At 33.8% G+C, this 25,855-nt stretch carries 26 protein-coding genes; 18 read left to right on the top strand and 8 right to left on the bottom strand.

Annotated elements, in window-relative coordinates; genetic code table 11:
* Nucleotides 1-166: 166 nt before the first annotated feature.
* The 3 genes from purE to BB050_RS10280 all read left to right on the top strand — a co-directional run bounded on the left by purE (nt 167) and on the right by BB050_RS10280 (nt 3,608).
* A complete protein-coding gene (gene purE / locus BB050_RS10290) occupies nt 167-649 on the top strand; it encodes a 5-(carboxyamino)imidazole ribonucleotide mutase (protein WP_066033510.1) in 483 nt (160 codons plus the stop codon).
* A gap of 126 nt (nt 650-775) precedes the next feature.
* Nucleotides 776-2,803: a M3 family metallopeptidase gene (locus BB050_RS10285; protein ID WP_066033509.1), complete on the top strand. Its 2,028-nt coding sequence runs from the start codon at nt 776-778 to the stop codon at nt 2,801-2,803.
* A 244-nt stretch (nt 2,804-3,047) separates the two neighbouring features.
* Nucleotides 3,048-3,608: a SanA/YdcF family protein gene (locus BB050_RS10280; protein WP_335583316.1), complete on the top strand. Its 561-nt coding sequence runs from the start codon at nt 3,048-3,050 to the stop codon at nt 3,606-3,608.
* A 136-nt stretch (nt 3,609-3,744) separates the two neighbouring features.
* On the opposite strand, the gene BB050_RS10275 is transcribed toward BB050_RS10280, so the two are convergent.
* Entirely contained in the window at nt 3,745-5,007 is a 1,263-nt protein-coding gene (locus BB050_RS10275) for a cation:proton antiporter (protein ID WP_083219823.1), read from the bottom strand.
* A gap of 138 nt (nt 5,008-5,145) precedes the next feature.
* Between BB050_RS10275 and BB050_RS10270 the strand changes: the two genes are divergently transcribed.
* The 6 genes from BB050_RS10270 to BB050_RS10245 all read left to right on the top strand — a co-directional run bounded on the left by BB050_RS10270 (nt 5,146) and on the right by BB050_RS10245 (nt 8,295).
* Nucleotides 5,146-5,649, top strand: coding sequence for a GbsR/MarR family transcriptional regulator (locus tag BB050_RS10270; protein ID WP_066033508.1), 504 nt, complete (start codon nt 5,146-5,148; stop codon nt 5,647-5,649).
* A gap of 56 nt (nt 5,650-5,705) precedes the next feature.
* Nucleotides 5,706-5,987 (top strand): hypothetical protein, encoded by a 282-nt coding sequence (locus tag BB050_RS10265; protein WP_066033507.1) that lies wholly within the window; start codon nt 5,706-5,708, stop codon nt 5,985-5,987.
* Entirely contained in the window at nt 5,984-6,337 is a 354-nt protein-coding gene (locus BB050_RS10260) for a hypothetical protein (protein ID WP_066033506.1), read from the top strand. The genes BB050_RS10265 and BB050_RS10260 overlap by 4 nt, the downstream gene beginning before the upstream one ends.
* A 12-nt stretch (nt 6,338-6,349) precedes the next feature.
* Entirely contained in the window at nt 6,350-6,736 is a 387-nt protein-coding gene (locus tag BB050_RS10255) for a hypothetical protein (protein WP_066033505.1), read from the top strand.
* Nucleotides 6,737-6,793: 57 nt separating this feature from the next.
* Nucleotides 6,794-7,699, top strand: a complete 906-nt coding sequence (locus BB050_RS10250) for a TIGR01777 family oxidoreductase (RefSeq protein WP_066033504.1) — start codon at nt 6,794-6,796, stop codon at nt 7,697-7,699.
* Between the two features lie 140 nt (nt 7,700-7,839).
* Entirely contained in the window at nt 7,840-8,295 is a 456-nt protein-coding gene (locus BB050_RS10245) for an SRPBCC family protein (RefSeq protein WP_066033503.1), read from the top strand.
* 192 nt (nt 8,296-8,487) lie between these two features.
* Here the strand turns inward: BB050_RS10245 and BB050_RS10240 are convergent, their stop codons facing one another.
* Nucleotides 8,488-9,300, bottom strand: a complete 813-nt coding sequence (locus BB050_RS10240) for a UbiA prenyltransferase family protein (protein WP_066033502.1) — start codon at nt 9,298-9,300, stop codon at nt 8,488-8,490.
* Nucleotides 9,301-9,495: 195 nt separating this feature from the next.
* Here BB050_RS10240 and gcvP point away from each other — a divergent pair, with 195 nt between their 5' ends.
* From gcvP to BB050_RS10210, 6 genes are all read left to right on the top strand, one after another.
* Nucleotides 9,496-12,345, top strand: coding sequence for an aminomethyl-transferring glycine dehydrogenase (gcvP, locus tag BB050_RS10235; RefSeq protein ID WP_066035133.1), 2,850 nt, complete (start codon nt 9,496-9,498; stop codon nt 12,343-12,345).
* Between the two features lie 399 nt (nt 12,346-12,744).
* Entirely contained in the window at nt 12,745-13,803 is a 1,059-nt protein-coding gene (locus tag BB050_RS10230; RefSeq protein WP_008464216.1) for a 3-oxoacyl-ACP synthase III family protein, read from the top strand.
* A 154-nt stretch (nt 13,804-13,957) separates the two neighbouring features.
* Nucleotides 13,958-14,482 (top strand): methyltransferase, encoded by a 525-nt coding sequence (locus BB050_RS10225; RefSeq protein WP_008464214.1) that lies wholly within the window; start codon nt 13,958-13,960, stop codon nt 14,480-14,482.
* Nucleotides 14,483-14,606: 124 nt separating this feature from the next.
* Nucleotides 14,607-15,455 (top strand): glycosyltransferase family 2 protein, encoded by an 849-nt coding sequence (locus tag BB050_RS10220; RefSeq protein ID WP_066033501.1) that lies wholly within the window; start codon nt 14,607-14,609, stop codon nt 15,453-15,455.
* 79 nt (nt 15,456-15,534) lie between these two features.
* Nucleotides 15,535-16,281, top strand: a complete 747-nt coding sequence (locus BB050_RS10215) for an MlaE family ABC transporter permease (protein ID WP_008464210.1) — start codon at nt 15,535-15,537, stop codon at nt 16,279-16,281.
* Nucleotides 16,281-17,045 carry an ABC transporter ATP-binding protein gene (locus BB050_RS10210; protein WP_008464208.1) on the top strand — a complete coding sequence of 255 codons (765 nt, stop codon included), beginning with the start codon at nt 16,281-16,283 and terminating at the stop codon, nt 17,043-17,045. The genes BB050_RS10215 and BB050_RS10210 overlap by 1 nt, the downstream gene beginning before the upstream one ends.
* A 100-nt stretch (nt 17,046-17,145) precedes the next feature.
* Here the strand turns inward: BB050_RS10210 and BB050_RS10205 are convergent, their stop codons facing one another.
* The 4 genes from BB050_RS10205 to BB050_RS10190 form a co-directional block, all read right to left on the bottom strand.
* Nucleotides 17,146-17,760, bottom strand: a complete 615-nt coding sequence (locus BB050_RS10205; RefSeq protein ID WP_066033500.1) for a SprT-like domain-containing protein — start codon at nt 17,758-17,760, stop codon at nt 17,146-17,148.
* 79 nt (nt 17,761-17,839) lie between these two features.
* On the bottom strand, nt 17,840-18,517 hold the full coding sequence (locus BB050_RS10200) for an SDR family NAD(P)-dependent oxidoreductase (RefSeq protein WP_066033499.1): 678 nt from the start codon (nt 18,515-18,517) through the stop codon (nt 17,840-17,842).
* Between the two features lie 35 nt (nt 18,518-18,552).
* The gene (locus BB050_RS10195) at nt 18,553-19,530 is read right to left on the bottom strand and encodes a M20/M25/M40 family metallo-hydrolase (RefSeq protein ID WP_066033498.1); all 978 of its coding nucleotides are present in this window, start codon (nt 19,528-19,530) and stop codon (nt 18,553-18,555) included.
* A 132-nt stretch (nt 19,531-19,662) separates the two neighbouring features.
* Nucleotides 19,663-20,805: an acyl-CoA dehydrogenase gene (locus BB050_RS10190; protein ID WP_008464201.1), complete on the bottom strand. Its 1,143-nt coding sequence runs from the start codon at nt 20,803-20,805 to the stop codon at nt 19,663-19,665.
* 486 nt (nt 20,806-21,291) lie between these two features.
* Between BB050_RS10190 and BB050_RS10185 the strand changes: the two genes are divergently transcribed.
* The 3 genes from BB050_RS10185 (at nt 21,292) to BB050_RS10175 (ending at nt 24,494) form a co-directional block, all read left to right on the top strand.
* Complete coding sequence (locus BB050_RS10185; RefSeq protein WP_066033497.1) at nt 21,292-21,867, top strand: chalcone isomerase family protein; 576 nt, start codon at nt 21,292-21,294, stop codon at nt 21,865-21,867.
* A 142-nt stretch (nt 21,868-22,009) separates the two neighbouring features.
* Nucleotides 22,010-23,236, top strand: a complete 1,227-nt coding sequence (locus tag BB050_RS10180; protein ID WP_066033496.1) for a Glu/Leu/Phe/Val dehydrogenase dimerization domain-containing protein — start codon at nt 22,010-22,012, stop codon at nt 23,234-23,236.
* Between the two features lie 352 nt (nt 23,237-23,588).
* Complete coding sequence (locus tag BB050_RS10175; RefSeq protein WP_066033495.1) at nt 23,589-24,494, top strand: hypothetical protein; 906 nt, start codon at nt 23,589-23,591, stop codon at nt 24,492-24,494.
* 258 nt (nt 24,495-24,752) lie between these two features.
* Here the strand turns inward: BB050_RS10175 and BB050_RS10170 are convergent, their stop codons facing one another.
* Together BB050_RS10170 and BB050_RS10165 are read right to left on the bottom strand one after the other, a co-directional pair.
* Nucleotides 24,753-25,148 (bottom strand): ExbD/TolR family protein, encoded by a 396-nt coding sequence (locus BB050_RS10170; protein ID WP_008464192.1) that lies wholly within the window; start codon nt 25,146-25,148, stop codon nt 24,753-24,755.
* A 3-nt stretch (nt 25,149-25,151) separates the two neighbouring features.
* Entirely contained in the window at nt 25,152-25,847 is a 696-nt protein-coding gene (locus tag BB050_RS10165) for a MotA/TolQ/ExbB proton channel family protein (RefSeq protein ID WP_008464191.1), read from the bottom strand.
* Nucleotides 25,848-25,855 lie beyond the last annotated feature (8 nt).

Genomic DNA, 25,855 nt, shown 5'->3' with positions numbered 1-25,855 from the left:
ATTTATTTTACTTGTCTTTAGTTCCTTAGCATTAACAATTTTCATTTTATTTCTAATTTATACAATTCTGCTTAAATTTAGATCATAAACTAACAAAACAAAAACAGAGTTTACAGTTTCTAACAACTTGAAACTTTAAACCTGAAACAAAACAAACAAAAACAAAATGAGCAAAGTAGCCATTATAATGGGAAGCATCTCAGACATGCCAGTTATGCAGGATGCAATCGACATATTAAAACAATTTAATGTTGAAGTTGAATTAGATATCGTTTCGGCACACAGAACGCCGGAAAAATTATTCGATTTCAGCAAAAACGCACACAATCGCGGCATTTCGGTAATTATTGCTGGTGCTGGTGGCGCAGCGCATTTACCTGGAATGGTAGCTTCAATGTCTCCGCTTCCTGTAATTGGAGTTCCAGTAAAATCAAGCAATTCTATTGATGGCTGGGATTCTGTATTGTCAATTCTGCAAATGCCAGGCGGAGTTCCTGTTGCAACAGTAGCTTTAAACGGAGCAAAAAATGCAGGGATTTTAGCAGCGCAAATCATCGGAAGCCATGACAAAAAAGTTTTAGATACTATTATTTCTTATAAAGAAGAATTGAAAGCGGCGGTTAATAAAGCGGCTGAAAGCTTAAAATAGTATTCAGTCTCAGTTTTCAGTCACAGTGAACACTGAAAACTGAGACTGCGACTGAAAACTCAAAAAATAAACTCTTTAGTCTCAATTTCATACTGAAAACTGAGACTGAGACTGAAAACTAAAAATATGAGCGTATTAACACAATATTTCAACACCAAGCATAACACAGCGCCTTTTTCGCAAATTAAAATCGAAGATTACGTTCCTGCTTTTCAGGAAGGAATTGCTTTGGCTAAAGCCGAAATTGATGCAATTGTAAATAATCCAGATGAGCCGACTTTTGAAAATACCATTGTCGCAATGGATTTTTCAGGCGACATTTTAGATCGTCTTTCTAGTATTTTCTTCAATTTGAATTCGGCTGAAACGAATGACGAAATGCAGAAAATTGCTCAGGAAGTTTCGCCTTGGCTTTCAGAATTTGGAAATGATATTCGTTTAAATGCAGAACTTTTTGCACGAGTAAAAACCGTTTACGATCAAAAAGAAAATTTGAACCTCAACCCTGAACAAACAACTTTATTAGATAAAAAATACAAAAGCTTCTCAAGAAACGGAGCGAACTTGCCAGAAGACAAGAAAAATCAACTAAGAGAAATCGACAAAGAATTATCCAAATTGAGTTTGCAGTTTGGCGAAAATGTTTTGGCAGAAACAAACAACTTCGAATTGCATTTAACCGATGAAAAAGACTTGTCAGGTTTACCGGAAGGCGCAATAGAAGCGGCTAGATTATTAGCCAAAAATCAGGAAAAAGAAGGCTGGATCTTTACTTTAGATCATCCAAGTTACGTTCCGTTTTTGACTTATGCCAATAATCGCGAATTACGTAAAAAAATGGCAATTGCTTTTGGAGCAAAAGGTTTCCAGAAGAACGAATTCAACAACGAAGAAATTGTTTTAAAGATTGCTAAACTTCGTCATGAAAGAGCCAATTTATTAGGCTATAAAACACACGCTCATTTTGTTCTGGAAGAAAGAATGGCAGAAAGTCCGGAGAAAGTTTTTTCTTTTTTAAATGATTTATTAGCAAAAGCAAAACCAGCAGCTCAAAAAGAATTTGCTGAATTAACCGCTTTCGCGAAAGAATTAGACGGAATTGAACAATTAGAGAAATGGGACGGCGCATATTATTCTGAAAAATTAAAACAGCAGCTTTTCAATTTAGATGATGAAAAACTGAAACCCTACTTTCAATTAGAAAAAGTTTTAGATGGTGCATTTACCGTTGCAAAAAAATTATACGGTTTAACTTTTACCGAGGTTTTTGATATTGATAAATACCACGAAGAAGTTACAACTTACGAAGTAAAAGATGCTGATGGCAATTTAGTTTCGATTTTCTACGCTGATTTCTTTCCAAGAAAAGGAAAAAGAAATGGCGCATGGATGACTTCATTCAAATCTCAATATGTAAAAGACGGCGTAAATGAAAGACCACATATTTCGAATGTTTGCAACTTCACAAAACCAACCGAGACAAAACCTTCATTATTGACTTTTAATGAAGTTACCACTTTATTTCACGAATTCGGTCACGGTTTACATGGAATGTTAGCAAATACAGTTTACCCAAGTTTATCTGGAACTTCTGTTTATTGGGATTTCGTAGAATTACCAAGTCAGATTATGGAAAACTGGTGTTACGAGCCTGAAGCTTTGGCTTTGTTTGCAAACCATTACGAAACGGGAGAAATCATTCCGATTGAATATGTTCAGAAAATTAAAGAAAGTGCAAGTTTCCAAGAAGGTTTAGCGACTTTACGCCAATTAAGTTTCGGATTATTAGATATGGCTTGGCACGGGCAAGACCCAACTAATATCACAGATTTAAAAGCTTTCGAGACAGAACAATTTGCCAACACACAATTGTATCCTGATGTAAAAGAAAATGCAATGAGTACGGCATTTTCACACATTTTCCAAGGCGGATATTCTTCTGGATATTACAGCTACAAATGGGCAGAAGTTTTAGATGCAGATGCTTTTGAATATTTCCATGAAAATGGAATTTTCAACGAAGATATTGCTAAGAAATTTAAAGATAATGTTCTTTCAAAAGGAGGAACAGAACACCCGATGATTTTGTACAAACGTTTCAGAGGTCAAGAACCTAAACCTGAAGCTTTGTTGAAGAGAGCAGGATTACTTTAGACTTTCTTAGATTTTTAGACTTCTTACACTATTAGATATTTTTTGAAACCGAAGCTTTCCTGCTTCGGTTTTTTTATTTGATTTTTCTTAGAAATAAATTTAGTTATCTTCGTATTTTAAATCATAATCTTACAAATACAAGCCGTGAAAAAATATTTTAAAATAGCACTTTATCTTGCCATTATCGGATTGATTGCCGTTGTTTCTGTAAACTATTATGTAAAAATCTTCAACAAAAACTAAGATTTATTATTCAGCTAAAAAGTTCCCAAAGAATGATGTCGGAATTATTTTTGGTGCAGGAATTAACGGAAATCAGCCAAGCAAATATTTAAAAGATCGTTTGGATGCTGGGATTATGCTTTGGAAAGCCAAACGCATCAATAAAATTTTACTTTCCGGAGATAATGGTCGTGATGAATATGATGAATTAACGGTGATGAAAAATTATTGTTATAATCATGGCGTTGACACTACCAAGATATTTATTGATTATGCGGGTTTTGATACTTACTCGACAATGTATCGTGCCAAACATATTTTCAAAATTAAAAGAGCAACCTTAATTTCTCAGAAATATCATTTAAATCGCGCTATTTATATCGGACAAAAACTAGGAATTAAATGTGTTGGATATTCCGCAAACAAGGGAGAATATTTAGGTTATAAATATGTTTGCTTTAGAGAATATGGTTCTATTTTCAAATCTTTTTTTGATGTTTTACGAAATCGCGAACCTCGCTTTTTAGGAACTCAAATTGATATAAATGGAGAATCCAACTTTTCTAAAGAAGATAAACGATAAAAGTATTGAAGAACATTTTGCTCCGCTGGAGCATTCTAATAAAAAAGGCTGTCTCGAAAGTGAGTCAGCCTTTTTAATTTTACGTTTTAAAAATAAAGAACTTTCATCTTTACTCTTTGTTCTATTTCTATTCTCTTTACTCTTTCTCCAAAACCCTATTGGCCAATTTTCCAACTGTCAATCCTTGAACAACAATAGAAAATAATACCACAATATAAGTTACTTCCAATAAGAGGTTTTTGTATTCGCTCTCTGGCATAGAAAGAACTAATGCGATAGAAACTCCACCACGGATTCCACCCCAAACCAAAACCATTAAAGAGCCTTTGTTGTAAGCCGATTTGATTCCGAAGAATTTAAATATATCGAAGAATTTCCACGGTAAAACTATAGAAGTTAATCTTGAAAAGAGTACTATAAAAATAGCGATGAATCCTGTCAGCAATTGCTTATTTAAATCTGGCAACAATAACAATTCAAAACCAATAAATAAGAACAAAACAGCATTTAAAATTTCATCTATAAGTTCCCAGAATTTCCCTAAATAATCTTTAGTCACTTCACTCATAGCAACTTTTTTGCCATAGTTTCCAATAATCAATCCGGCAACAACCATCGCCAGCGGACTGGAAACGTGTAAACTTTGGGCAATCAAAAATCCTCCCATTACAATAGAAAGCGTTATAAGAACAGAAACTTTATAATCGTCTATTTTCTTCATCACCTTAGATGCTGTAAATCCGAAAGCCGCTCCTAATAAAAGCCCGCCAATTCCTTCTTTAATAAATAACCAAGATATTGAACCGAAAGTAGCATCAAATGTCGGGTCGGTCGCCATTTTTAGAACAACGGCAAACATTACTACTGCTACTCCGTCATTAAATAATGACTCTCCAACAATTTTGGTTTCGATTCTCTTGGGAACTTTAGCTTCTTTTAAAACTCCCAACACCACAATTGGATCTGTAGGAGAAATTAAGGTTCCAAAAACCAAACAAAAAATATACGGAATCGTAATTCCGAAAAACGGTGCGATATAATAAAGCAGAACAGAAATAATCAAAGCTGATAAAACGACACTGACTGTTGAATAAATCATAATGGGAACTTTTTGCTCTTTAAGATCAAACATATTTACGTGCAAAGCTCCTGCGAACAAAAGGAAATTCAACATCGCTCCCATTAGTATTTCATTAAAATCAAATTCTTTTATGAGATCAAAAAAATGCTTTGTTGTTGCAGGAAAATAAGAATCTCCCAAAAGGCGAATTCCAACTGAAACCAGCATAGCAATAATCATAATTCCGATGGTTCCTGGAAGTTTTAAAAATCTTAAATTTAAATAGGCGAAGAAAGATGCTAATACAATCAGCACCGAAAATGTGTAGTATAATTCCATAAAATGTGATTTTTACAAAAATAGCTGCATCATTATTTAATCGGAAATTTCAGTGTTTGAATTAACATAACTTTATAATCTGTTAAATATGTTTCATTTTTTATTGAAAGTTTAAAAACTTTTACATACATTTGATCCATGGAATTCAAAGAAGCAAAAAATAAGTTTGTACAAACCTGGGGAGCATTGGGTTCTCAGTGGGGAATTAATAAGACGATGGCACAGATCCACGCTTTATTAATGGTTTCAAACGAACCTGTTTCGATGGAAGACATTATGGAAGAATTGCAGATTTCTCGTGGTAATGCCAGTATGAACCTAAGAGCTCTTATGGATTGGGGAATTGTGTATAAAGAATTTAAAGCTGGCGAAAGAAAAGAATTTTTCACAGCCGAAAAAGATTTAGACGAATTGGCTGCAAAAATATCCAGAGAAAGAAGCAAAAGAGAAATTAAGCCTGCTCTTAAAATCTTAAAAGAAGTTTCGACAATTGAAGCTAAAGATTCAGCTGAGGAAAAACACTTCGTTGATCAAACCACTAAACTCTATGATTTTGTTTTAAAAGCAGATAATATGTTGGACAAAATGACTGAATTTAATGATAACTGGCTTGGGAAATTGTTTATAAAAATGATGAAATAAAAAAAATTTAATTCAAACTTTCAAATTTTTCTGAAAGTTTAAAAAAAACAGTAACTATGAAAACAACTTTTAAAATAATGGAAATAATCAATATTTGTGCATTAACGTTTTTACTGGCAGGTGCTTATGGAATAGCAATTACAGGAGCATTACAAGTTTTAGCTGCATTTCTATTTCTTATTTTGTTTCCGAAAAACAAATTCATTTACATTTATTTCTCACTCGTAATCTTTTTCTTTTTGATCTGGGATGGAGAATTTACTTGGCTTTTCTTATTACCAGTTGCCTTAATATTCTTTCTAACGTTTATTATCTATAATCAAAAAAAGAAATTATGAATTTTAACATTATTGGATATTTAATCTATCTCGGCATTACAACTTTCATCATTCTAAAAGTTGGAAAAATCTGCTACAAAAACGGAAATATTTACGTTGCAGATTTAATCCCAAATCACGCGGATATTTGTCAAAGAATAAATCAGGTTTTGCTTTTGGCCTATTATCTTTTAAACATAGGCTATTGTGCAATGACTTTAATTTCCTGGAAAAAAATTATCTCTTCTACTCAAGTAATTGAAACGATTTGCACCAAAACAGCTGTCATAATTTTTATTATTTCAATTCTGCATTACCTCAACATTTTAATTATAACTAAATACGTTGAAAAATTAATCCACAACAACTAAAATTCAAATATTATGGAAACTACAAAAATCTTAATCGGATACGGAATTTACTTGCCAGTTGCTTTATTTTTAACTTATTATGTTTCTAAAACACTTTTCAAAAACGGAAAAATCTTTATGTTAGATATATTTAAAGGCCGTGAAGAAATTGCTGAAGCAACAAACAAACTTTTTGAAACGGGATTCTATCTTTTAAATATTGGTTTTGCATTAATGATTTTGGAACTGCAATTAAACCAAGACAGTTATCAGGAATTAATTGAAAGACTAAGCTATAAAATTGGAGGATTTTCTATTTATCTTGGCATTATGTTATTCTTCAATTTGTATTTCTTTTTTAGAGGAAAAAGAAAAGCTAAGGAAGCTCAACGCGAAGAGAGATTAGTTTTTAAAGCTTAACAATGTCAAAACCTAACAGGTTTTAAAAACCTGTTAGGTTTAATAATAAACAACAAAATGAAAAAACTTCTAATCGCAGCTGGAACAGGTTTTCTTGGAAAAGTTTTAGCGAATCATTTCAAAAATAAATTTGATGAGATTGTAATTCTAACAAGAGGAAAATCTCAAACAATTGACGGAATTAAATATGTAAACTGGAATGCAAGAACTTTTACTGGTTGGGAAAAGGAATTGGAAAATGCGACAGTTTTAATTAATCTTGCAGGAAAATCTGTTGATTGTCGTTATACGAAAGGGAATAAAAAAGAAATTCTTTGGTCGAGAATTGAAAGCACGAAAATTCTAAATAAAGCAGTTTTAAAATGTCAAAATCCGCCTAAACATTGGCTGAATTCATCAACAGCAACTATTTATCGTTTTTCTTTAGACAAACAAATGGATGAAGTTGATGGCGAAATTGGAAATGACTTTTCTATAAACGTGGCACTTTCCTGGGAAAAAGCATTCTTTAAAACCGAAACTCCAAATACCTTAAAAACAACTTTGCGGACTTCTATTGTTTTAGGGAAAAATGGTGGCGCTTTTATTCCGTTAAAGACTTTGGCAAAAATTGGTTTTGGAGGAAAACAAGGAAAAGGGAATCAATTTGTAAGTTGGATTCACGAAGATGATTTTGCCCATGCTGTTGATTTTATAATTGAACAAGAAATGTCTGGTATGATCAATATTGTTTCTCCTACTCCAATTCGAAATGTTGATTTTATGCAGAAACTTCGAAAAGCTATTGGTTTTCCTTTTGGAATTCCGTTGAATACATTCTTTCTGAAAATTGGATCTTTCCTCATTCGAACTGAAACGGAATTGGTTTTGAAAAGTAGAAATGTGATTCCTAAAAGACTTTTAGAAAATGGGTTTGAATTTAAGTTTGGGGAGATTGATAAGGCTTTTCGAGATTTAATTTAGAACCTAAATTCAAATAGTTTGTCATTTCGACGAAGGAGAAATCTTCGCAAGTAACTCCGCTCCAATAAGCCAATCTTTGTCGAGCTTCTTGTGGAGATTTCTCCTTCGTCGAAAGATTACGCAAAGAAAAATTTAAGCCAATGACAACCATAAACCTCACAACTAAAATAAAAGCACCAAAACAAATCGTTTTTGATGCTTCAAGAAACATCAATATTCATCAACAGTCAGCAAGTTTTTCAAAAGAAAAAGCAATTGCAGGTGTAACATCTGGGTTAATCAATTTAGATGAAACCGTAACCTGGCGAGGAAAACATTTCGGATTTTATCTCACACACAAAAGCCGAATAACAGCAATGAATCTCTATGATTATTTTGTAGATGAAATGGAAAAAGGCAAATTCAAGTCTTTCAAACATGAACATTTTTTTGAGGAAGAAAATGGTTTTATAATTATGAAAGACAAACTGCAATATGAAACTCCGTTTGGGATTTTCGGAAAATTATTTGATGTTTTGTTTTTGAAAAGACATTTGATAAATTTTCTTTTGGAAAGAAATAAGGTTTTAAAAGAGATTTCGGAAAACAATAATTGATAATTGTTTGGATTTTATTTCACACAGATTTAATCTTCTTTGAAAATGAATCTTCTCATTTTACGTTTTGCGTGAGGGATAGGAGCTAGCTACCGAAGTAGCACGGATAGCCCGACCGCGATAAAACAAGTGGGCGAATAAGCACAAAGTAATTTTGCCCACTTGTTTTATTGGAGCACGCCCAAAATATTTTTATAAAAAAACCACCATCAACCACCAAAAAATTGGAACAGCTTCAACCCAAAAAGAAGTATAATATTTAGATCGGTTTGGATTGGCGAAAATGATAAAAAGCATGAGCATAATAACCATTATCAAATTGATGAAGGCATCATGATAATTAAAAGTTGATACTAAAATCTCTAAAAACCAAAACGGAACTAAAAGCGAAAGCCCTAAAATTTTAGTTCGCTTTACACCGATCGTCTGCGGAACGGTTTGCAAATGCGGATCGTCGTTGGCTAAATCTAAAATTTCGAAAACCAGAATCAGCACAAAAACCAATATAAAACGCTGAATGCATTTAATGAAGAAATCTGTGGTAAACGGAATTTCAGCATTTATTAAAGGCAGGACTAAAGTTGCTCCAACCCAACAAAGTGCGACAATATAAATTTTTACACCTGCCCAGTTTCTAGCATTTTTTCTGTTTGGAAAAAAAGGCAAAGTATAAAGCGCTGTTATGGCAAAAATTCCGACAGAGACTATTTGCGTAATTCTCTTTAAATGGAAAAAATAATAACCGACTAAAACAACCGAAATAAAACTCAAAATAGCAATAATTTTTAGCTGAGTTCCAATCGGATTTTTCTTTACGCGAACCAGCGCATCATATTTTACGAAATTATATCCTACAATTGTTCCAAAAAAAACAAAAAGCGCCATGGGTTCATCATACTGAATATGAAATACATGAAACGTTATTCGCACAAGTGCATAACACGACAAAGCTACATGAATACTGCTATTCAGGTAAAAATCTAAGAAGCGTTTTGATACTATCATACCTCAAATCTAATCTTTTATTAACAAATCATACCATTAGTTAGAAATTTGATAAAAAATGAAGTTAAAAATACCTATTAAATTATTAATAATACTTAATTTTGCGCCACAAAAAACAACACATTTACTTTTAAATGTGATTCGTTCAGCAAAATGGTGTTCGAACACATTAATTTAAAAAACTTAGATAGCTACATGAAAACAGATGCTTTTGCTTTAAGACACATTGGTCCAAGAGAAACCGATCTTCAGCATATGCTGAAAACAATTGGAGTTGACTCAATTGAGCAACTTGTTTACGAAACCCTTCCGGATGATATTCGTTTAAAAGCACCTTTGAATTTAGATCCTGCAATGACAGAATATGAATTTGCAAATCATATTCAAGAATTAGGAAAGAAAAATAAAGTATTCAAATCGTACATTGGTTTGGGTTATCACCCAACTATCGTTCCTGCTCCAATTCAAAGAAATATCTTTGAAAACCCAGGATGGTACACAGCTTACACGCCTTACCAAGCAGAAATTGCACAAGGTCGTTTGGAAGCTATTTTAAATTTCCAGACTACAGTTATCGAATTAACAGGAATGGAAATCGCCAACGCTTCTTTGCTTGATGAAGGAACTGCTGCTGCAGAAGCTATGGCTTTATTATTTGATGTTCGTACAAGAGATCAAAAGAAAAACAATACACACAAATTCTTCGTTTCTGAAGAAATTTTACCACAGACTTTATCTGTTCTTCAAACACGTTCAACTCCAATCGGAATTGAATTAGTTGTTGGAAATCACGAAACATTTGATTTTTCAAATGAGTTCTTCGGAGCGATTTTACAATACCCAGGAAAATATGGTCAAGTAAACGATTATAGTGCTTTTGTTGCTAAAGCAAAAGAAAACGAAATCAAAGTTGCTTTTGCTGCTGATATTTTATCATTAGCAACTTTAACTTCTCCTGGAGAAATGGGAGCTGCTGTGGTAGTTGGAACAACGCAACGTTTTGGTGTACCAATGGGTTACGGTGGTCCTCACGCTGCTTACTTTGCTACTAAGGAAGAATACAAACGTTCTATGCCAGGCCGTATTATTGGGGTTTCTATCGATGCAAATGGAAACCGTGCTTTACGTATGGCTTTGGGAACTCGTGAACAACACATCAAACGTGAAAAAGCGACTTCTAACATTTGTACTGCTCAGGTTTTATTAGCAGTTATGGCTGGAATGTACGCTGTTTACCACGGACCAGAAGGTTTGAAATACATTGCAAACAAAGTTCACGCCTCTGCAGTTACTACTGCTGAAGCTTTAAATAAATTAGGAGTTTACCAAACTAACTCAGCTTACTTTGATACAATCTTAGTAAAAGCTGATGCTCAAAAAGTAAAAGCAGTTGCTGAGAAAAACGAAGTAAACTTCTTCTATCCTGATGCTGAATCAGTTTCGATTTCATTTAACGAAACAACTTCGATTTCTGACATCAACCAAATTATTGCGATTTTTGCTGAGGCTTTAGGAAAAGAAACGGTTTCTGTTTCTGAATTAAGTGAAGCTAGTCAATTACCGGCTTCATTAGAAAGAACATCTTCTTTCTTGACACATGATGTTTTCAACAATCATCATTCAGAAAGCCAATTAATGCGTTACATCAAAAAATTAGAGCGTAAAGATTTATCATTGAATCACTCGATGATTTCATTAGGTTCTTGTACGATGAAATTAAACGCAGCTTCTGAAATGTTACCTCTTTCAATGCCAAACTGGAACAGCATTCACCCGTTTGCACCAGTTGAGCAAGCTGAAGGTTACATTACAATGCTTAAAAAATTAGAGCAGCAATTAAATGTAATCACTGGATTTGCTGGAACAACTTTACAGCCAAACTCTGGAGCTCAAGGAGAATATGCAGGTTTAATGGCGATTCGCGCTTACCACATGTCAAGAAATGAAGGTCACCGTAATGTATGTTTAATTCCTTCATCAGCTCACGGAACAAACCCTGCTTCTGCTGCAATGGCTGGAATGAAAATCATTGTTACGAAAACTACTCCAGAAGGAAACATTGATGTAGAAGATTTAAGAGCAAAAGCTATCGAACACAAAGATGATTTATCTTGTTTAATGGTAACGTACCCTTCTACTCATGGAGTTTACGAATCTTCAATTATCGAAATCACAAAATTAATCCACGAAAACGGCGGATTAGTATATATGGATGGTGCAAACATGAACGCGCAAGTTGGATTAACAAATCCTGCTACAATTGGCGCTGACGTTTGTCACTTAAACTTACACAAAACATTCGCTATTCCTCACGGTGGTGGTGGACCTGGTGTTGGACCAATCTGTGTGAACGAAAAATTAGTTCCGTTCTTGCCAACAAACCCAATATTAAAAGTTGGTGGCGAAAATGCGATCACAGCTATTTCATCTGCACCTTACGGTTCTGCTTTGGTTTGTTTAATCTCTTACGGTTACATCACGATGATGGGAGCTGAAGGACTAAAAAGTGCTACAGAGCATGCGATCTTGAATGCGAACTACATGAAAGCGCGTTTCGAAGGACACTACCCAATTCTTTATACTGGAGAATGCGGAAGAGCGGCTCACGAAATGATTTTAGATTGCCGTGCATTTAAAGAAAACGGAATCGAAGTTGGCGATATCGCTAAACGTTTAATGGATTACGGTTTCCACGCTCCTACAGTTTCTTTCCCTGTGGCAGGAACTTTAATGATTGAGCCAACTGAATCTGAAGATTTAGCTGAGTTAGATCGTTTCTGTGATGCTCTTATCTCAATCAGAAAAGAGATTGAAGCTGCAACAGCTGAAGATACAAACAACGTATTAAAAAATGCACCTCACACTTTAGCAATGTTAACTAATGATGCTTGGGATTTCCCTTATTCAAGAGAAAAAGCAGCTTACCCATTAGACTACATTGCTGACAATAAATTCTGGCCATCTGTTCGTCGTGTAGATGATGCTTATGGTGACAGAAATTTAGTTTGCAGCTGTGCTCCAATCGAAGCTTATATGGAAAGCTAAAATTAGTTTTCTTATAATATTCAAACCCGACAAGTTTTAAAAACCTGTCGGGTTTTGTTTTTGTTTCAGGTTTCGAAAAGCAACTTGAAACCAGAAACCTGAAACTTTTTTAAAACAAAACACCAAAGAAGAAATCTGATTTAAAGAAACATAACTTTTAGCTAATCTTTTGTGAAATTATTTCGAATAAATTAAAATAATACCAAAAAAACTTTACCTTCATAATCGTCTTCAATCGTTTGAAATCTAGGAAATATTAAAAAATCGTTAGAAAAAATACAATATATCAACCGAAAAATAGTTATTTCATAATTATATGCATGCATACTATTTTTTATGATTGTTATCATAATATTATTTATACATTAGCGCTAAATTTATCGGATAATAAAGGGAAAAATGAAAATAAAAATAATTGGTATTGGGAGCTATATTCCTAATTTAGAAGTAAAAAACACAGATTTTGATAAGCATGTTTTTTTAAATGAGGACGGAACTCCTTTTGGTTATCCTAATGAAGTTGTAATTAAAAAATTTAAAGGCATTACTGGAATTGAAAATCGCCGTTATGCTGAACCACAATACAATGCTTCTGATTTAGCTTTCTTTGCTGCTGAAAAAGCAATTGCAAATGCTGCAATTGATGCAGAAACTTTAGACTATATCATCATCGCCCATAATTTTGGAGATGTAAAACCAGGAACTACTCAATCTGATATTTTGCCGAGTTTAGCAACACGTGTTAAGAACAAACTAGGAATCAAAAATCCTAAGTGTGTCGCTTATGATATTATTTTTGGATGTCCAGGATGGATTGAAGGCGTTTTGCAAGCCAATGCTTTCATTAAATCTGGAATGGCAAAAAGAGTGATGGTAATTGGAGCCGAGACCTTATCAAGAGTTGTAGACGATCACGATCGTGACTCTATGATTTATTCTGACGGTGCTGGCGCTTCAATTTTAGAAGCCTCCACAGATGAAGCAGGATTATTGGCTTATGAAAGTGCAACTTACGCAACTGATGAAGCTAATTATCTTTTCTTTGGAAAATCATACAATAAAGATTTAGATCCAGACACGAAATACATTAAAATGTACGGACGCAAAATTTACGAATTTGCTTTAAGCAATGTCCCGTGTGCGATGAAAAGCTGTTTGGATAAAAGCGGTATTGCAATAGACGAAGTTAAAAAAATCCTGATTCATCAAGCAAACGAAAAGATGGACGAAGCGATCATTGAACGTTTCTACAAATTATATGACAAAACAGCACCTAAAGACATTATGCCAATGAGCATTCACGATTTAGGAAACAGTAGTGTTGCAACTGTACCAACTTTATATGATTTAATTCTTCAAGGAAAAGTTGAAGGCCACGAAATCAACAAAGGTGATGTTCTTATTTTTGCTTCTGTGGGAGCGGGAATGAACATTAATGCTTTTGTTTACCGATACTAGTCGCAGTTTGCAGTCGCAGTATTCGGTTTAACTAACTGTAAACTGTGACTGAGACTGAAAACTAAAAAAAGTCCGCATCTTATAGTGCGGACTTTTTTAGTATATTTGCGACCTAATTAACAATTCATGAACGAGAGATTCGTTCGCAATGACTATGTACGAAAAAACGTTTCCGAATAAAAGATTCAAACTTACTTTAGAGTTTTTAAAAAAACACGTTAGCACATCTGAAACCATTTTTGATTTTGGCGTACCAAATCCATTTTCTAAAATAATGGAAGAAAACGGATACAAGGTAAAAAACACTAAAGGAGAAGATTTAGACAACGATCATACTGCTTTACAAACAGAAGAATATACTGTTTTTACAGCTTTTGAAATTTTCGAACATTTACTAAATCCATACACTATTTTGCAAAACGTAAAATGTGATAAATTATTAATTTCAATTCCGTTACGCTTATGGTTTTCGCCAGCATATCGTTCTAAAACCGATATGTGGGACAGACATTACCATGAATTTGAAGATTGGCAATTGGACTGGCTTTTAGAAAAAACGGGATGGAAAATAACAGACCGTCTGCAGTTTACACATCCAGTAAAAAAGCTTGGATTAAGACCATTATTAAGATATTTCACTCCGAGATATTATATCGTTGTTGCGGAAAAGATAAAATAAATTCCAAATTTTAAATTCCAAATTCCAATTTTAACTATATCGTTAAGATTGGAATTTGGAATTTTAGAAGATTGGGATTTATTCTCAAGGTTTGGAATTTGGAATTTAAAAATTGGAATTTAAAATGAAGTACTATATCGTCATTCCCGCACATAACGAGCAAGATTTAATTGGCCTGACCTTACAATCTTTGGTTTCCCAAACTGTTTTGCCTTCTAAAGTTGTAGTCGTAAATGATAATTCAACCGATAAAACAGAAGAAGTTGTTTTAAGTTTTGCAGAAGAAAATCCATATATTTCTGTTGTAAACAAAACTTCAGATGCTATTCATTTGCCGGGAAGCAAAGTAATTCAGGCTTTTCAGAAAGGTTTTGAAACTCTGGATTCTGATTATGACATTATTGTAAAAATAGATGGCGATTTAATTTTTCCTCCAAACTACTTCGAAACCATAATCAAACATTTCGAATCTGATCCAAAAATCGGAATGGTCGGCGGATTCTGCTATATTGATAAAAATGGCGAATGGGTTTTAGAAAACCTAACCGATAAAGATCATATTCGAGGAGCTTTAAAAGCGTATCGCAAAGAAACCTTTCTGCAAATTGGCGGTTTAAAACCAGCAATGGGCTGGGATACTGTAGATGAATTACTATGCAAATATTATGATTGGAAAATAGTCACTGATCAATCTTTACATGTAAAACATCTAAAACCGACTGGTGCAAATTACAACAAAACAGCTCGCTATAAACAAGGCGAAGCTTTTTATACTTTGGGTTATGGTTTCTGGATCACGGCAATTGCTTCTGCAAAATTGGCGATGATGAAGAAAAAACCATTTCTGTTTTTAGATTACATTAAAGGATTTATGAAAGCTAAAAGCGCCAAAACACCTTTACTTGTAACTCCTGAACAAGCTAAGTTTATCAGAAATTATCGTTTGCAAAAAATGAAAAAAAAGTTAATTTGATTCGGAAACGTGCCGAAAACTCTTAACTCATAACTCAAAACTCATAACTTCTTTTTACCTTAGCCAATATTTAAAACTTATGATGCTAATTCGTTATTTATCCCAAATAGGAAAATATTTTTTAATGTTGAAAGAAATTTTCAATAAACAGACCAAATGGTCGGTTATGAAAAATTTAATTTTCAAAGAAATAGACGATTTGATTATTGATTCACTTGGAATTGTATGCTTTATTTCTTTCTTCATTGGAGGAGTTGTTGCTATCCAAACGGCATTAAACCTGACTAATCCTTTGATTCCAAAATATCTAATCGGTTTCGCAACACGTCAGTCTGTGGTTTTGGAGTTCGCTCCTACTTTTATTTCAGTAATTATGGCTGGAAAAATGGGATCTTACATTACTTCAAGTATTGGAACAATGCGTGTTACAGAACAAATTGATGCTTTAGAAGTTATGGGAGTAAACTCAGTAAACTATCTTGTTTTCCCAAAAATTATAGCTTTATTAATGTACCCATTTGTAATCGGGATTAGTATGTTTTTAGGAATTTTTGGAGGATGGCTTGCTTGCGCTTACGGCGGATTTTCAACGGGAGCAGATTTTATTATGGGAGCTCAGAAAGATTTCATACCGTTTCATATTACATATGCCTTTATCAAGACTTTAATCTTTGCTATGTTATTGGCAACAATTCCATCTTTTCATGGTTATTATATGAAAGGTGGTGCATTAGAAGTTGGTAAGGCAAGTACAACGTCATTTGTATGGACATCTGTAACTATCATCCTTCTAAATTATATATTAACTCAATTATTATTAGGATAATGATAGAAGTAAAAAATATAGAAAAATCATTTGGTGACAGCAAAGTTTTAAAAGGCGTTTCGACGGTATTTGAAACTGGAAAAACCAACTTGATTATTGGGCAAAGTGGATCTGGAAAAACAGTTTTATTAAAAACATTGTTAGGAATTCACACACCAGACTCAGGAACAATTGAATTTGACGGAAGAGTTTATTCTGACTTAGATAAAGATGAAAAACGCGACTTGAGAACAGAAATCGGAATGGTATTTCAGGGAAGTGCTTTATTTGACTCTATGACTGTTGAAGAAAATGTAGCTTTCCCGTTAAAAATGTTTACCAATAATAGCAAAGGACAAATCAAAGAACGTGTTGATTTTGTTTTAGAAAGGGTAAATCTAGTAGACGCTCATAAAAAATTACCTTCTGAAATTTCTGGAGGTATGCAGAAACGTGTGGCAATTGCACGCGCTATTGTAAACAATCCGAAATATTTGTTTTGCGATGAACCAAACTCAGGTTTAGATCCAAATACTTCGATTTTGATTGATAACTTGATTCAGGAAATTACAAAAGAGTATAATATCACTACCGTAATCAATACGCACGATATGAACTCTGTAATGGAGATTGGCGAAAATATTGTTTTCTTAAAGAAAGGATTAAAAGCTTGGCAGGGAACTAAAGAAGAAATCTTTAGAACCGATAATGAAGCAATCGTAAAATTCGTTTATTCTTCAAACTTATTTAAGAAAGTACGTGAAGCGTATTTGAAAGGATTATAGTCTTTTAAATTCCAATATTTTAAAATCCCAAATTCCAATGGCAGTAAACTTGGATTTTGGGATTTTTTTATTGATTTTTCCAATTATTGGAATTTGGAATTTAAATATTGGAATTTTTCAACGTTATCAATTCAACTTCCGCATTTGGATTAAAAAGATACGTTTTTCCAGAGCTGATTTCTAAACACTCAAAACGTTTTGTCCGAACGGCTATTTTTTTAAAAACTTTACCGTTTTTGATTCTAAAAATACTTCCATAAGGAATTTCAAAAACATAGTTCTTGTCATTGTCTTTGTCATATTGCTTTAAAGCCAAAGAAAGAGTTGTATCTGTATCACTACTTGCTGAAGGATTCTTAAAATGTCTCGCCAACAAAGGCAAAATATGTCCTGGAAATATTTCTGGCCGAATAAACGGAACCATTAAACGCTGAAAAGTGTATTTCCATTCGTTCCCGTGCGGCTTTATATTTCGTCCAAATTTTTCAAAAGCAACCAAATGTGCAATCTCATGAATTAACGTGATTAAAAACCTGTATTTATTCAAACTAGCGTTAACCGTAATTTCATGCTTTCCACTCGGACCGCGTCTATAGTCACCATGACGCGTCTGACGTTCGTTTACAATTTTCAAATGCACCTGATTGGCCACTATCAAATCGAAAACGGGTTTTACCGCATGTTCTGGAATATATTTAGCTAAAGTTTCGCTCAATTTAAAGTTAAATGTTATTGGTTAGATGTTAGACGTTTTTAAATTGGAATTTGGAATTTAAATTTTGGAATTTAACTAATTACGGATTCGTTGATGAAACTTCAAGAACCTTTCCGTTAAAATACTTATTTCCGTTAAGCGTAAAATCATAAATGTAAGTTGCCATTCCTTCTGCTGAAATTGGCGCTTGATAACCAGGGAAAGCTTCGTTTAGCATTTCGGTTTGAACAGAACCCAAAGCCAAAACGTTAAAAGAAATTCCTTTTTCTTTATATTCTTCTGCTAGCAATTCAGTTAAAGTAATTACAGCACCTTTACTGGAACTGTAAGCTGCTAGTCCTGCGAATTTCAAACTTCCGCGAACTCCGCCAATAGAACTAATCGTAACGACATGGCTTCCTTTTTCTAAATACGGAATACAGATACGAGTCAAATTCGCCACTGCAAAAACATTCACTTTATAAATACTTTCAAAATCTGCTTGAGTAGTTTCTGCAAAAGGCTTTAAAAGTAAGGCTCCTGCATTATGAACTACTGCATCTACTTTTTTCCAAGTTGAAGAAAGGAAATTCTCAACTTGATATAAAGCAGTTTCATCTGCCAAATCAACAGATAGACAAGTTACATTTTGATGTTCTAAAAGTGTTTGCGGTATTTTTCTGGAAATGGCCAAAACTTGGTGACCTGCTTCAGCAAATTTCAAGGCCAATTCATAACCAATTCCTCTGCTTGTTCCTGTAACGATAATATTTTTCATGGAGCAAAAATAATCAAATGCTGTAAAACAGCCTCTTATTTATTCATGGTTATTTCTTGCGTAGACGAAACCGCAATTTTGGTCACAGCAGGCAATAATTCTTGTGTGAATCTAGTAATATGTGGAATATCCATCACTTTAAATTCATCTGAAACATGATGATAGAAATCAAAGTTTTCAAAGTCAAAAGTACTTAAAGATTGACATGGTTTGCCAAAAGCTTGAAAGAATGAATAATTATCAGAACGGTAGAACAATTGATATTCTGCCTCTTTTGGCAAAAATCCGATAGTATTTTTTCCTGTGTACTCGTTTATTTTTTGCGCCATATTCGATTTATCAAAACCCGTAATGTAAGCCAGATAATCTCGTTTCATTGGCACACCAATCATTTCGATATTTAATTGCGTATAAAGATTGAAATTTTGTTTTTTCAATTTCTCGACTAAACTTTTAGACCCTAATAATCCTTTTTCTTCTCCTGCGAAGAATACAACTAAAATACTTCTTTTATTCGATTTTGTTTCGCTAAAATACTTTGCCATTGCTGCTACAGAAGTCACACCCGAAGCATCGTCATTAGCTCCGTTATTAATTTTATCGGCTTGATCTTTTTTCTCCAAACCAATATGATCGTAATGTGCGCTCAATACTACAAACTCTTTTTTTAATTGAGGATCTGTTCCTTCAATAACCCCAACAATATTAAAAGCCGGCGTATTAAAATTAGTCAACGTATCTCTGTAAGTTTTAAAATAAGGTTTGATTTTATTTTTCTTTAAAAAGTCTTCCAAGAAAACTGCCGCTTTTTCAATTCCTTTTGTTCCGGTTTCACGACCTTCCAATTCATCAGAAGAAAGGTATTTAAGAAAATCTGAGATTTCATTTTCTTTTACTTTATAGCTGATTTCTATTGGCTTTGAATCTGTTTTTACTTCATTTTCCTTTGTTGTTGAAGTTCCCGATTTACAGGCTAAAAAAATAACTGGAAGCAAAAAGTATAGCTTTCTCATAGTTTTCTGTTTTTAATTGATGATTGATTATAAAATTTATTGGACTATAAACTTATGAAAAGTAATAGAATATTCATAAAAAAACCCTTTCAACTAAAAGCCGAAAGGGTATAAAAAAAATTCTAAGATTATTTATCCAGCAATAACCGCTCTAGAAATTACAATTTTCTGAATTTCAGAAGTTCCTTCGTATATCTGAGTAATTTTTGCATCGCGCATTAAACGCTCTACATGATATTCTTTTACATATCCGTTACCTCCGTGAATCTGAACAGCCTCAACTGTTGTATCCATTGCAACTTGCGAAGCAAAAAGCTTAGCCATTGCACCGCTTACATCATAACTCTTATGCTGATCTTTATCCCAAGCTGCTTTCATACATAAATGACGTGCTGCTTCGATATTAACCGCCATGTCTGCTAACTTAAAAGCAATTGCTTGGTGGTTGCAGATTTCAGTTCCAAAGGCTTTACGCTCTTTAGAATATTTTAGAGCCAATTCATACGCTCCAGAAGCAATTCCTAAAGCTTGAGATGCAATACCAATTCTACCTCCAGCAAGTGTTTTCATGGCAAATTTAAATCCAAAACCATCCTCACCGATTCTGTTTTCTTTTGGAACTTTCACATCAGTAAACATTAAAGAGTGCGTGTCAGAACCGCGAATTCCCATTTTTTGTTCCTTTGGACCAACTGAGAAACCTGGCATATCTTTCGTCATAATCAAAGCGTTAATTCCTTTGTGCTTTAATTCTGGATGAGTTTGTGCAATTACCAAATATACAGATGCAGTATTTCCATTTGTAATCCAGTTTTTTGTACCATTAACTAAATAATGATCTCCCATATCGATTGCAGTCGTTTTTTGCGAAGTTGCATCACTTCCAGCTTCCGGTTCACTTAAGCAAAATGCACCGTGAATTTCTCCCGAAGCAAGACCTGGCAGATATTTTTGTTTTTGCTCTTCAGTTCCATACTCTTGCAATCCCCAGCAAACCAATGAATTGTTTACCGACATTACAACCGAAGCAGAAGCATCAACTTTAGAAATTTCCTCCATTGCAATCACATAAGAAACAGCGTCGAGACCGCTTCCTCCATATTTAGGATCAACCATCATTCCCATAAATCCAAGCTCACCCATTTTTTTGATTTGCTCAGTTGGAAAAATTTGTTTTTCGTCACGTTCAATAACTCCCGGCAATAATTCATTTTGAGCAAAATCTCTTGCTGCCTGCTGAATCATTAAATGTTCTTCGGTAAGATTAAAATCCATAGTAGTTTACTTTAAATGTTTTTCTCAACCAGATTTCAAAATAGATTTCTATAGTTGATGATTTTTTTATGTTTTTTCGATGCCTTATTTTTTTGTGCAAAGGCTTCCAAAGATAATTTTTTAATGTTTAAATTACAATGCGCGCATATAAAATTAATAGATCAGCAAAGATTACGATAACGTTTTCGTTATTATTTATATTTTTTTTCAAAAGAGCATTAATTTGACAACAATTTCTATAAAATCTCTCATTCAAAAATGAGCTTAAAAAGCATTTTAAAATCAGAAAAATGAATTTTTTTAGTACTCCAAAAATTAAACAATTCTTAAAATCAGTAAAACTACGTAAACCTACTCTTACTAAATTGATTGCTAATGCAATACAAAAATTAAACATGAAAATTTTAGTAAAAAAACATTTTCAATGTGACCTAAAAATTGATAAATTACTATTATTTTTGCCCTAAAAATAAAAAATTGATGAATATGAAAAAGATTTTACTTTTACTGACAATCCTTCTAAGCTTGCAATTTTCTACTGTTTCAGCACAAACTCAAATCGATGTTAATGGTGTTACAGTTCCTAGAAAAATAGAATTTCAAGGCAAGTCATTACAATTAAACGGAGCAGGCGGAAGATCAAAAATGTGGTTAGAAGTTTATGTTCAGGCATTGTATTTATCTCAATTAACTCAAGACCCGCAATTCATTATTGACAGTGACACAGAAATGGCTGTGAGAATCGAAATCACTTCTTCTATGGTTTCTTCTAGCAAATTAACAAAAGCAATGAATACAGGTTTTGAAAAATCTGCTGGTGCAAATTTGGAACAATTGCGCCCTAGAATTGAGCAATTAAAAAGCTTTTTAAGCGATGCCATTACAGAAAAAGATGTTTTCATTTTAGCATACAATCCGTTAGACCAAAATGTTTATGTGAGTAAAAATGAAGTTTTAAAAGGAAAAATTCCTGGATTCGATTTCAAAAAAGCATTATTCGGAATCTGGCTTTCTGACAAACCAGTAGACGAAACTTTGAAAAAACACTTATTAGGACAATAATTCTTAATTTTTTAAATATTCGAAAAGCCGAAAACCAAATAGTTTTCGGCTTTTCTTTTTTGTTTTATAAATTTGATGCAAAATACATTATTCGCATTATTCTATTTTATACATTTACGCAAAATAAACATATCACAACAAAATGAAAGATTTATTACAACAATTTGAAAACAAAGCACCTGAAATTGTTTTCAATTGGAAAGATTCAGAAACAGAAGCCGAAGGGTGGACTGTTATTAATTCACTTCGTGGAGGAGCTGCGGGTGGAGGAACAAGAATGAGAAAAGGCTTAGACATGAACGAAGTTTTATCTCTAGCTAAAACAATGGAAGTTAAATTCTCTGTTTCAGGCCCTGCAATTGGCGGTGCTAAATCTGGAATAAATTTTGATCCGAACGATCCTCGCAAAAAAGGAGTTTTACAACGCTGGTACAAAGCGGTTTCTCCGTTACTAAAAAGCTACTACGGAACTGGAGGAGATTTGAATGTTGATGAGATTCACGAAGTAATTCCAATGACAGAAGAATGTGGCGTTTGGCATCCGCAAGAAGGAGTTTTCAACGGACACTTCAAACCAACAGAAGCAGATAAAATTAATAGAATCGGGCAATTGCGTCAAGGTGTAATTAAGGTTATCGAAAACCCAAAATTCTCACCAGACGTAACTAGGAAATACACAGTTGCTGATATGATTACTGGTTTTGGTGTGGCCGAAGCAGTTCGTCATTTCTATGCAACTTACGGAGGAGACATTAAAGGTAAAAAAGCAATCGTACAAGGTTTCGGAAACGTAGGTTCTGCCGCTGCTTTTTATCTAGCCGAAATGGGCGCAAAAGTAATTGGAATTATCGACCGCGATGGCGGATTAATAAAAGAAGAAGGTTTTTCTTTTGAAGAAATCAGAGCTTTGTTCTTAAATAAAGACGGAAACAAATTAGTTGCTGATAATATGATTCCGTTTGAGGAAATCAATTCTAAAATCTGGACAATTGGCGCTGAGATTTTCACGCCTTGTGCAGCTTCAAGATTGGTAACTCAGGCTCAAATTGACAGTTTAGTCGCAAACGGATTGGAAGTAATTTCATGCGGAGCAAATGTTCCTTTCGCAGACAAAGAAATTTTCTTTGGTTCTATCATGGAAGAAGTAGATAGTAAAGTAAGTTTAATTCCTGACTTTATTTCAAACTGCGGAATGGCGAGAGTTTTTGCTTATTTCATGGAGAAAAAAGTTCAAATGACAGACGAGGCAATTTTTAATGACACTTCAGAAACTATTAAAAATGCAATTGTTAAAGCGCATGCTCTAAGCCCATCTAAAACAAATATCAGTGCAACTGCTTTTGAGATTGCATTGAAACAGTTAGTGTAATATATTTTACACTTTAATATATAACGAGCCAGATTTTTATTTGGCTCGTTTTTTTTGTACCCATAGATTTTAACGCAAAGCACGCTAAGATATTTTAATTCAGAGCGCAAGCAATATCTAAATATTAAGTTCGCAAAGCTGTGTCTATATTAAACTTTGTGAACTTTAACCTAAAGATTTCTCAAATTAAACAGATAAAACTTGCGTTTCTTTGCGTAAACCTTTGTGAACTTTGCGTTATAATAAATTCTAAAAACTCATAACGCGCGGTTAAATTCTCTCTTTCATTCTAAACAATTTTTACTACTTTTAAACGTTTTTAAAATAATACATTTCAAAATTTAGAATTTAAATGAGTTCCTCAATTTCTTCAGATCAAAAGAAATCATTGCTATTCACAACAGCTATTTATGCAGTAATAATTCTATTACTGTTATTTATACGTTTCTGGCCACCATATAATCCAGAAAACAATGTTGCTCTTGCTGATGGCGGAGGTGGCGGTGGAGGCGTAACCATAAATTTTGGAGACAGCGATTTAGGTTCTGGCGCCAATTATAAAAGCGAAGTTCTGGATGTAAAAAACAATGTAAAACAAGCGCCTGCAAAAGCAACTCCAGAAGAGGAATCGATAATTACACAAGAAAATACAACTGCAGATAATGACGTTGTAATTCCGACAAAAGAAAAGCCTAAAAAACCTGTTCCTGTTGAAAAACCGATACAAAAACCTGTACCGGAGAAACCAAAAGTTTCTAATTCGACAAACGATGTATTAGCCAGCATTATGAAGGGTTCGAACAAAGGTGGTGACGGAGACGATAAAGCAGCAGGAAATAAAGGAAAATCAAACGGAAGTCTAAACTCTAACGGTTACTATGGAAGTGGTGGTTCTGGGGGGGGAACTGGAGGCGGAAACGGAACTGGAAATGGTATTGGAACCGGAAGCGGTTATGGAGCTGGAAGCGGCGGCGGTTCTGGTGGAGGATCTGGATATTCATTAAATGGACGAAAAGCACTTTCTAAACCAGCACCTAAATACACTTGCAATGAACAAGGAAGAGTAGTTGTTGAAGTTACAGTTGATCAAAATGGAAAAACCATAAGCGCAACGCCAGGAGTAAAAGGAACAACAAATACAGCAAGCTGTTTATTAGAACAAGCTAAAATCGCAGCATTAAACACCAAATGGTCTGCCGATGCAAATGCCGCTGCAAAACAAGTTGGAAAAATTATTTATAATTTTAGTTTAGATTAATTAGAAAACACGAATTACACAAATTTACACTGTTATCATAGAAAAAGGCTTTCAGAAATCTGAAAGCCTTTTTTATTAAGTTTTATTTCGACACACTCACTTCGCCTCGTTTGTCATTTCGACGAAGGAGAAATCTTCGCGAGAAGCTCTACAAAGATTGGATATTCATTACGGAGTTACTTATGGAGATTTCTCCTTCGTCGAAATGACAAGATTGTGGCACATTCCTTATTGTGATTGCTTCGTTCCTCGCAATGACTACTTCGGACTTGTAGCAATTACAAACTTCAAATTGTTCTTCACCCCTATCTGTAAAACATCTACTAAGTCTTGAACTTGCAGATTAAACGGAATTCGAACTACAACGGTTTGTTCTTTATCTGTTCCTATTTTTGACATTAAACTCGTTTCTAGATTTTCAAAATCTACCTCCTGTTTGTCAATGTAGAACTTTTTATCTTCTGTAACCGATAAACTAATTAGCTGTTTATTGGTTTTTTCATTCGCTTTAGCTTTTGGCAAAGTCATCTTAATCACATTCGGATTTGCCAGTGTTGAAATAATTAAGAAAAACAACAGCAGGAAAAACATGATATCGCTCAAAGATGAAGTCGCAACTTCGGCGTGAAATCTTCTTTTTCTTTTAATAGACATGGCTTATGCTCTTTGAATTATATTGACAAATTCTAAAATCTGTTTCTGAATTTTTAAAGCAAAATTATCAATCTTTCCGTTCAATAAGTGGTATGCACTATAAGCAATAATCCCCACAATTAATCCAGAACCAGAACTGATCATTTTCTCGTATAAACCTCCAGAAATATTTCCGATACTGATATTTTCGGTAACCGAAATGCTATAGAAAATTTTGATAACCCCGGAAATTGTTCCGATGAAACCTAACGTTGGCGCAATACCTGCGATAAGTCCAAGATGGCCTAAATGCCTTTCCATTTCTCCAATTTCAATATCGGCAGCGCGGTCCATGTTGGCTTCAATCTCAGCAATTGGTCTTCCAATTACTAGAACACCTTCTTTCAAGATATTTCCAGCTGCAGTATTATTTCTTTCTACAATTGTTCTTGCCAATTCAATATTTCCAGAATGTAATTTTTCACCAATATCTTGCATTAATCTGCTGTCAATTTTAGATGCTCGGCTAATGTACATATAACGTTCAAAAATCAGGTAGATCGTATAAAACAGTAACAACGCGATTGGAATTAAGAACACTCCCCCCTTCATGATGAAACCAAACATTGAAATTTCATTTTGCGGTGCCGCGATCTTTTCGACCACTACATTTGAAGCATTTGCGATTGTATCTGTTTGTAACTGAATAAAAGTAAACATATATTAAT

It is taken from the genome of Flavobacterium anhuiense (genome assembly GCF_001705175.1).
In the GTDB taxonomy this organism is placed as follows: domain Bacteria; phylum Bacteroidota; class Bacteroidia; order Flavobacteriales; family Flavobacteriaceae; genus Flavobacterium; species Flavobacterium anhuiense.
The sequence above is the reverse complement of the archived record's forward strand: the minus strand, read 5'-3'. Positions and strand labels throughout refer to the sequence as shown.

What these genes read in the sequence shown, in the direction of transcription:
- BB050_RS10230 (WP_008464216.1), top strand. Translation starts at nt 12,745, where the DNA reads ATGAAAATAAAAATAATTGGTATTGGGAGCTATATTCCTAATTTAGAA.
- BB050_RS10175 (WP_066033495.1), top strand. Translation starts at nt 23,589, where the DNA reads ATGAGTTCCTCAATTTCTTCAGATCAAAAGAAATCATTGCTATTCACA.
- BB050_RS10165 (WP_008464191.1), bottom strand. Translation starts at nt 25,847, where the DNA reads ATGTTTACTTTTATTCAGTTACAAACAGATACAATCGCAAATGCTTCA.
- BB050_RS10265 (WP_066033507.1), top strand. Translation starts at nt 5,706, where the DNA reads ATGAAAACAACTTTTAAAATAATGGAAATAATCAATATTTGTGCATTA.
- BB050_RS10225 (WP_008464214.1), top strand. Translation starts at nt 13,958, where the DNA reads ATGTACGAAAAAACGTTTCCGAATAAAAGATTCAAACTTACTTTAGAG.
- BB050_RS10180 (WP_066033496.1), top strand. Translation starts at nt 22,010, where the DNA reads ATGAAAGATTTATTACAACAATTTGAAAACAAAGCACCTGAAATTGTT.
- BB050_RS10270 (WP_066033508.1), top strand. Translation starts at nt 5,146, where the DNA reads ATGGAATTCAAAGAAGCAAAAAATAAGTTTGTACAAACCTGGGGAGCA.
- BB050_RS10200 (WP_066033499.1), bottom strand. Translation starts at nt 18,517, where the DNA reads ATGAAAAATATTATCGTTACAGGAACAAGCAGAGGAATTGGTTATGAA.
- BB050_RS10285 (WP_066033509.1), top strand. Translation starts at nt 776, where the DNA reads ATGAGCGTATTAACACAATATTTCAACACCAAGCATAACACAGCGCCT.
- gcvP (WP_066035133.1), top strand. Translation starts at nt 9,496, where the DNA reads ATGAAAACAGATGCTTTTGCTTTAAGACACATTGGTCCAAGAGAAACC.
- BB050_RS10215 (WP_008464210.1), top strand. Translation starts at nt 15,535, where the DNA reads ATGATGCTAATTCGTTATTTATCCCAAATAGGAAAATATTTTTTAATG.
- BB050_RS10245 (WP_066033503.1), top strand. Translation starts at nt 7,840, where the DNA reads ATGACAACCATAAACCTCACAACTAAAATAAAAGCACCAAAACAAATC.
- BB050_RS10170 (WP_008464192.1), bottom strand. Translation starts at nt 25,148, where the DNA reads ATGTCTATTAAAAGAAAAAGAAGATTTCACGCCGAAGTTGCGACTTCA.
- BB050_RS10220 (WP_066033501.1), top strand. Translation starts at nt 14,607, where the DNA reads ATGAAGTACTATATCGTCATTCCCGCACATAACGAGCAAGATTTAATT.
- BB050_RS10240 (WP_066033502.1), bottom strand. Translation starts at nt 9,300, where the DNA reads ATGATAGTATCAAAACGCTTCTTAGATTTTTACCTGAATAGCAGTATT.
- BB050_RS10210 (WP_008464208.1), top strand. Translation starts at nt 16,281, where the DNA reads ATGATAGAAGTAAAAAATATAGAAAAATCATTTGGTGACAGCAAAGTT.
- BB050_RS10185 (WP_066033497.1), top strand. Translation starts at nt 21,292, where the DNA reads ATGAAAAAGATTTTACTTTTACTGACAATCCTTCTAAGCTTGCAATTT.
- BB050_RS10190 (WP_008464201.1), bottom strand. Translation starts at nt 20,805, where the DNA reads ATGGATTTTAATCTTACCGAAGAACATTTAATGATTCAGCAGGCAGCA.
- BB050_RS10260 (WP_066033506.1), top strand. Translation starts at nt 5,984, where the DNA reads ATGAATTTTAACATTATTGGATATTTAATCTATCTCGGCATTACAACT.
- BB050_RS10275 (WP_083219823.1), bottom strand. Translation starts at nt 5,007, where the DNA reads ATGGAATTATACTACACATTTTCGGTGCTGATTGTATTAGCATCTTTC.
- purE (WP_066033510.1), top strand. Translation starts at nt 167, where the DNA reads ATGAGCAAAGTAGCCATTATAATGGGAAGCATCTCAGACATGCCAGTT.
- BB050_RS10250 (WP_066033504.1), top strand. Translation starts at nt 6,794, where the DNA reads ATGAAAAAACTTCTAATCGCAGCTGGAACAGGTTTTCTTGGAAAAGTT.
- BB050_RS10255 (WP_066033505.1), top strand. Translation starts at nt 6,350, where the DNA reads ATGGAAACTACAAAAATCTTAATCGGATACGGAATTTACTTGCCAGTT.
- BB050_RS10195 (WP_066033498.1), bottom strand. Translation starts at nt 19,530, where the DNA reads ATGAGAAAGCTATACTTTTTGCTTCCAGTTATTTTTTTAGCCTGTAAA.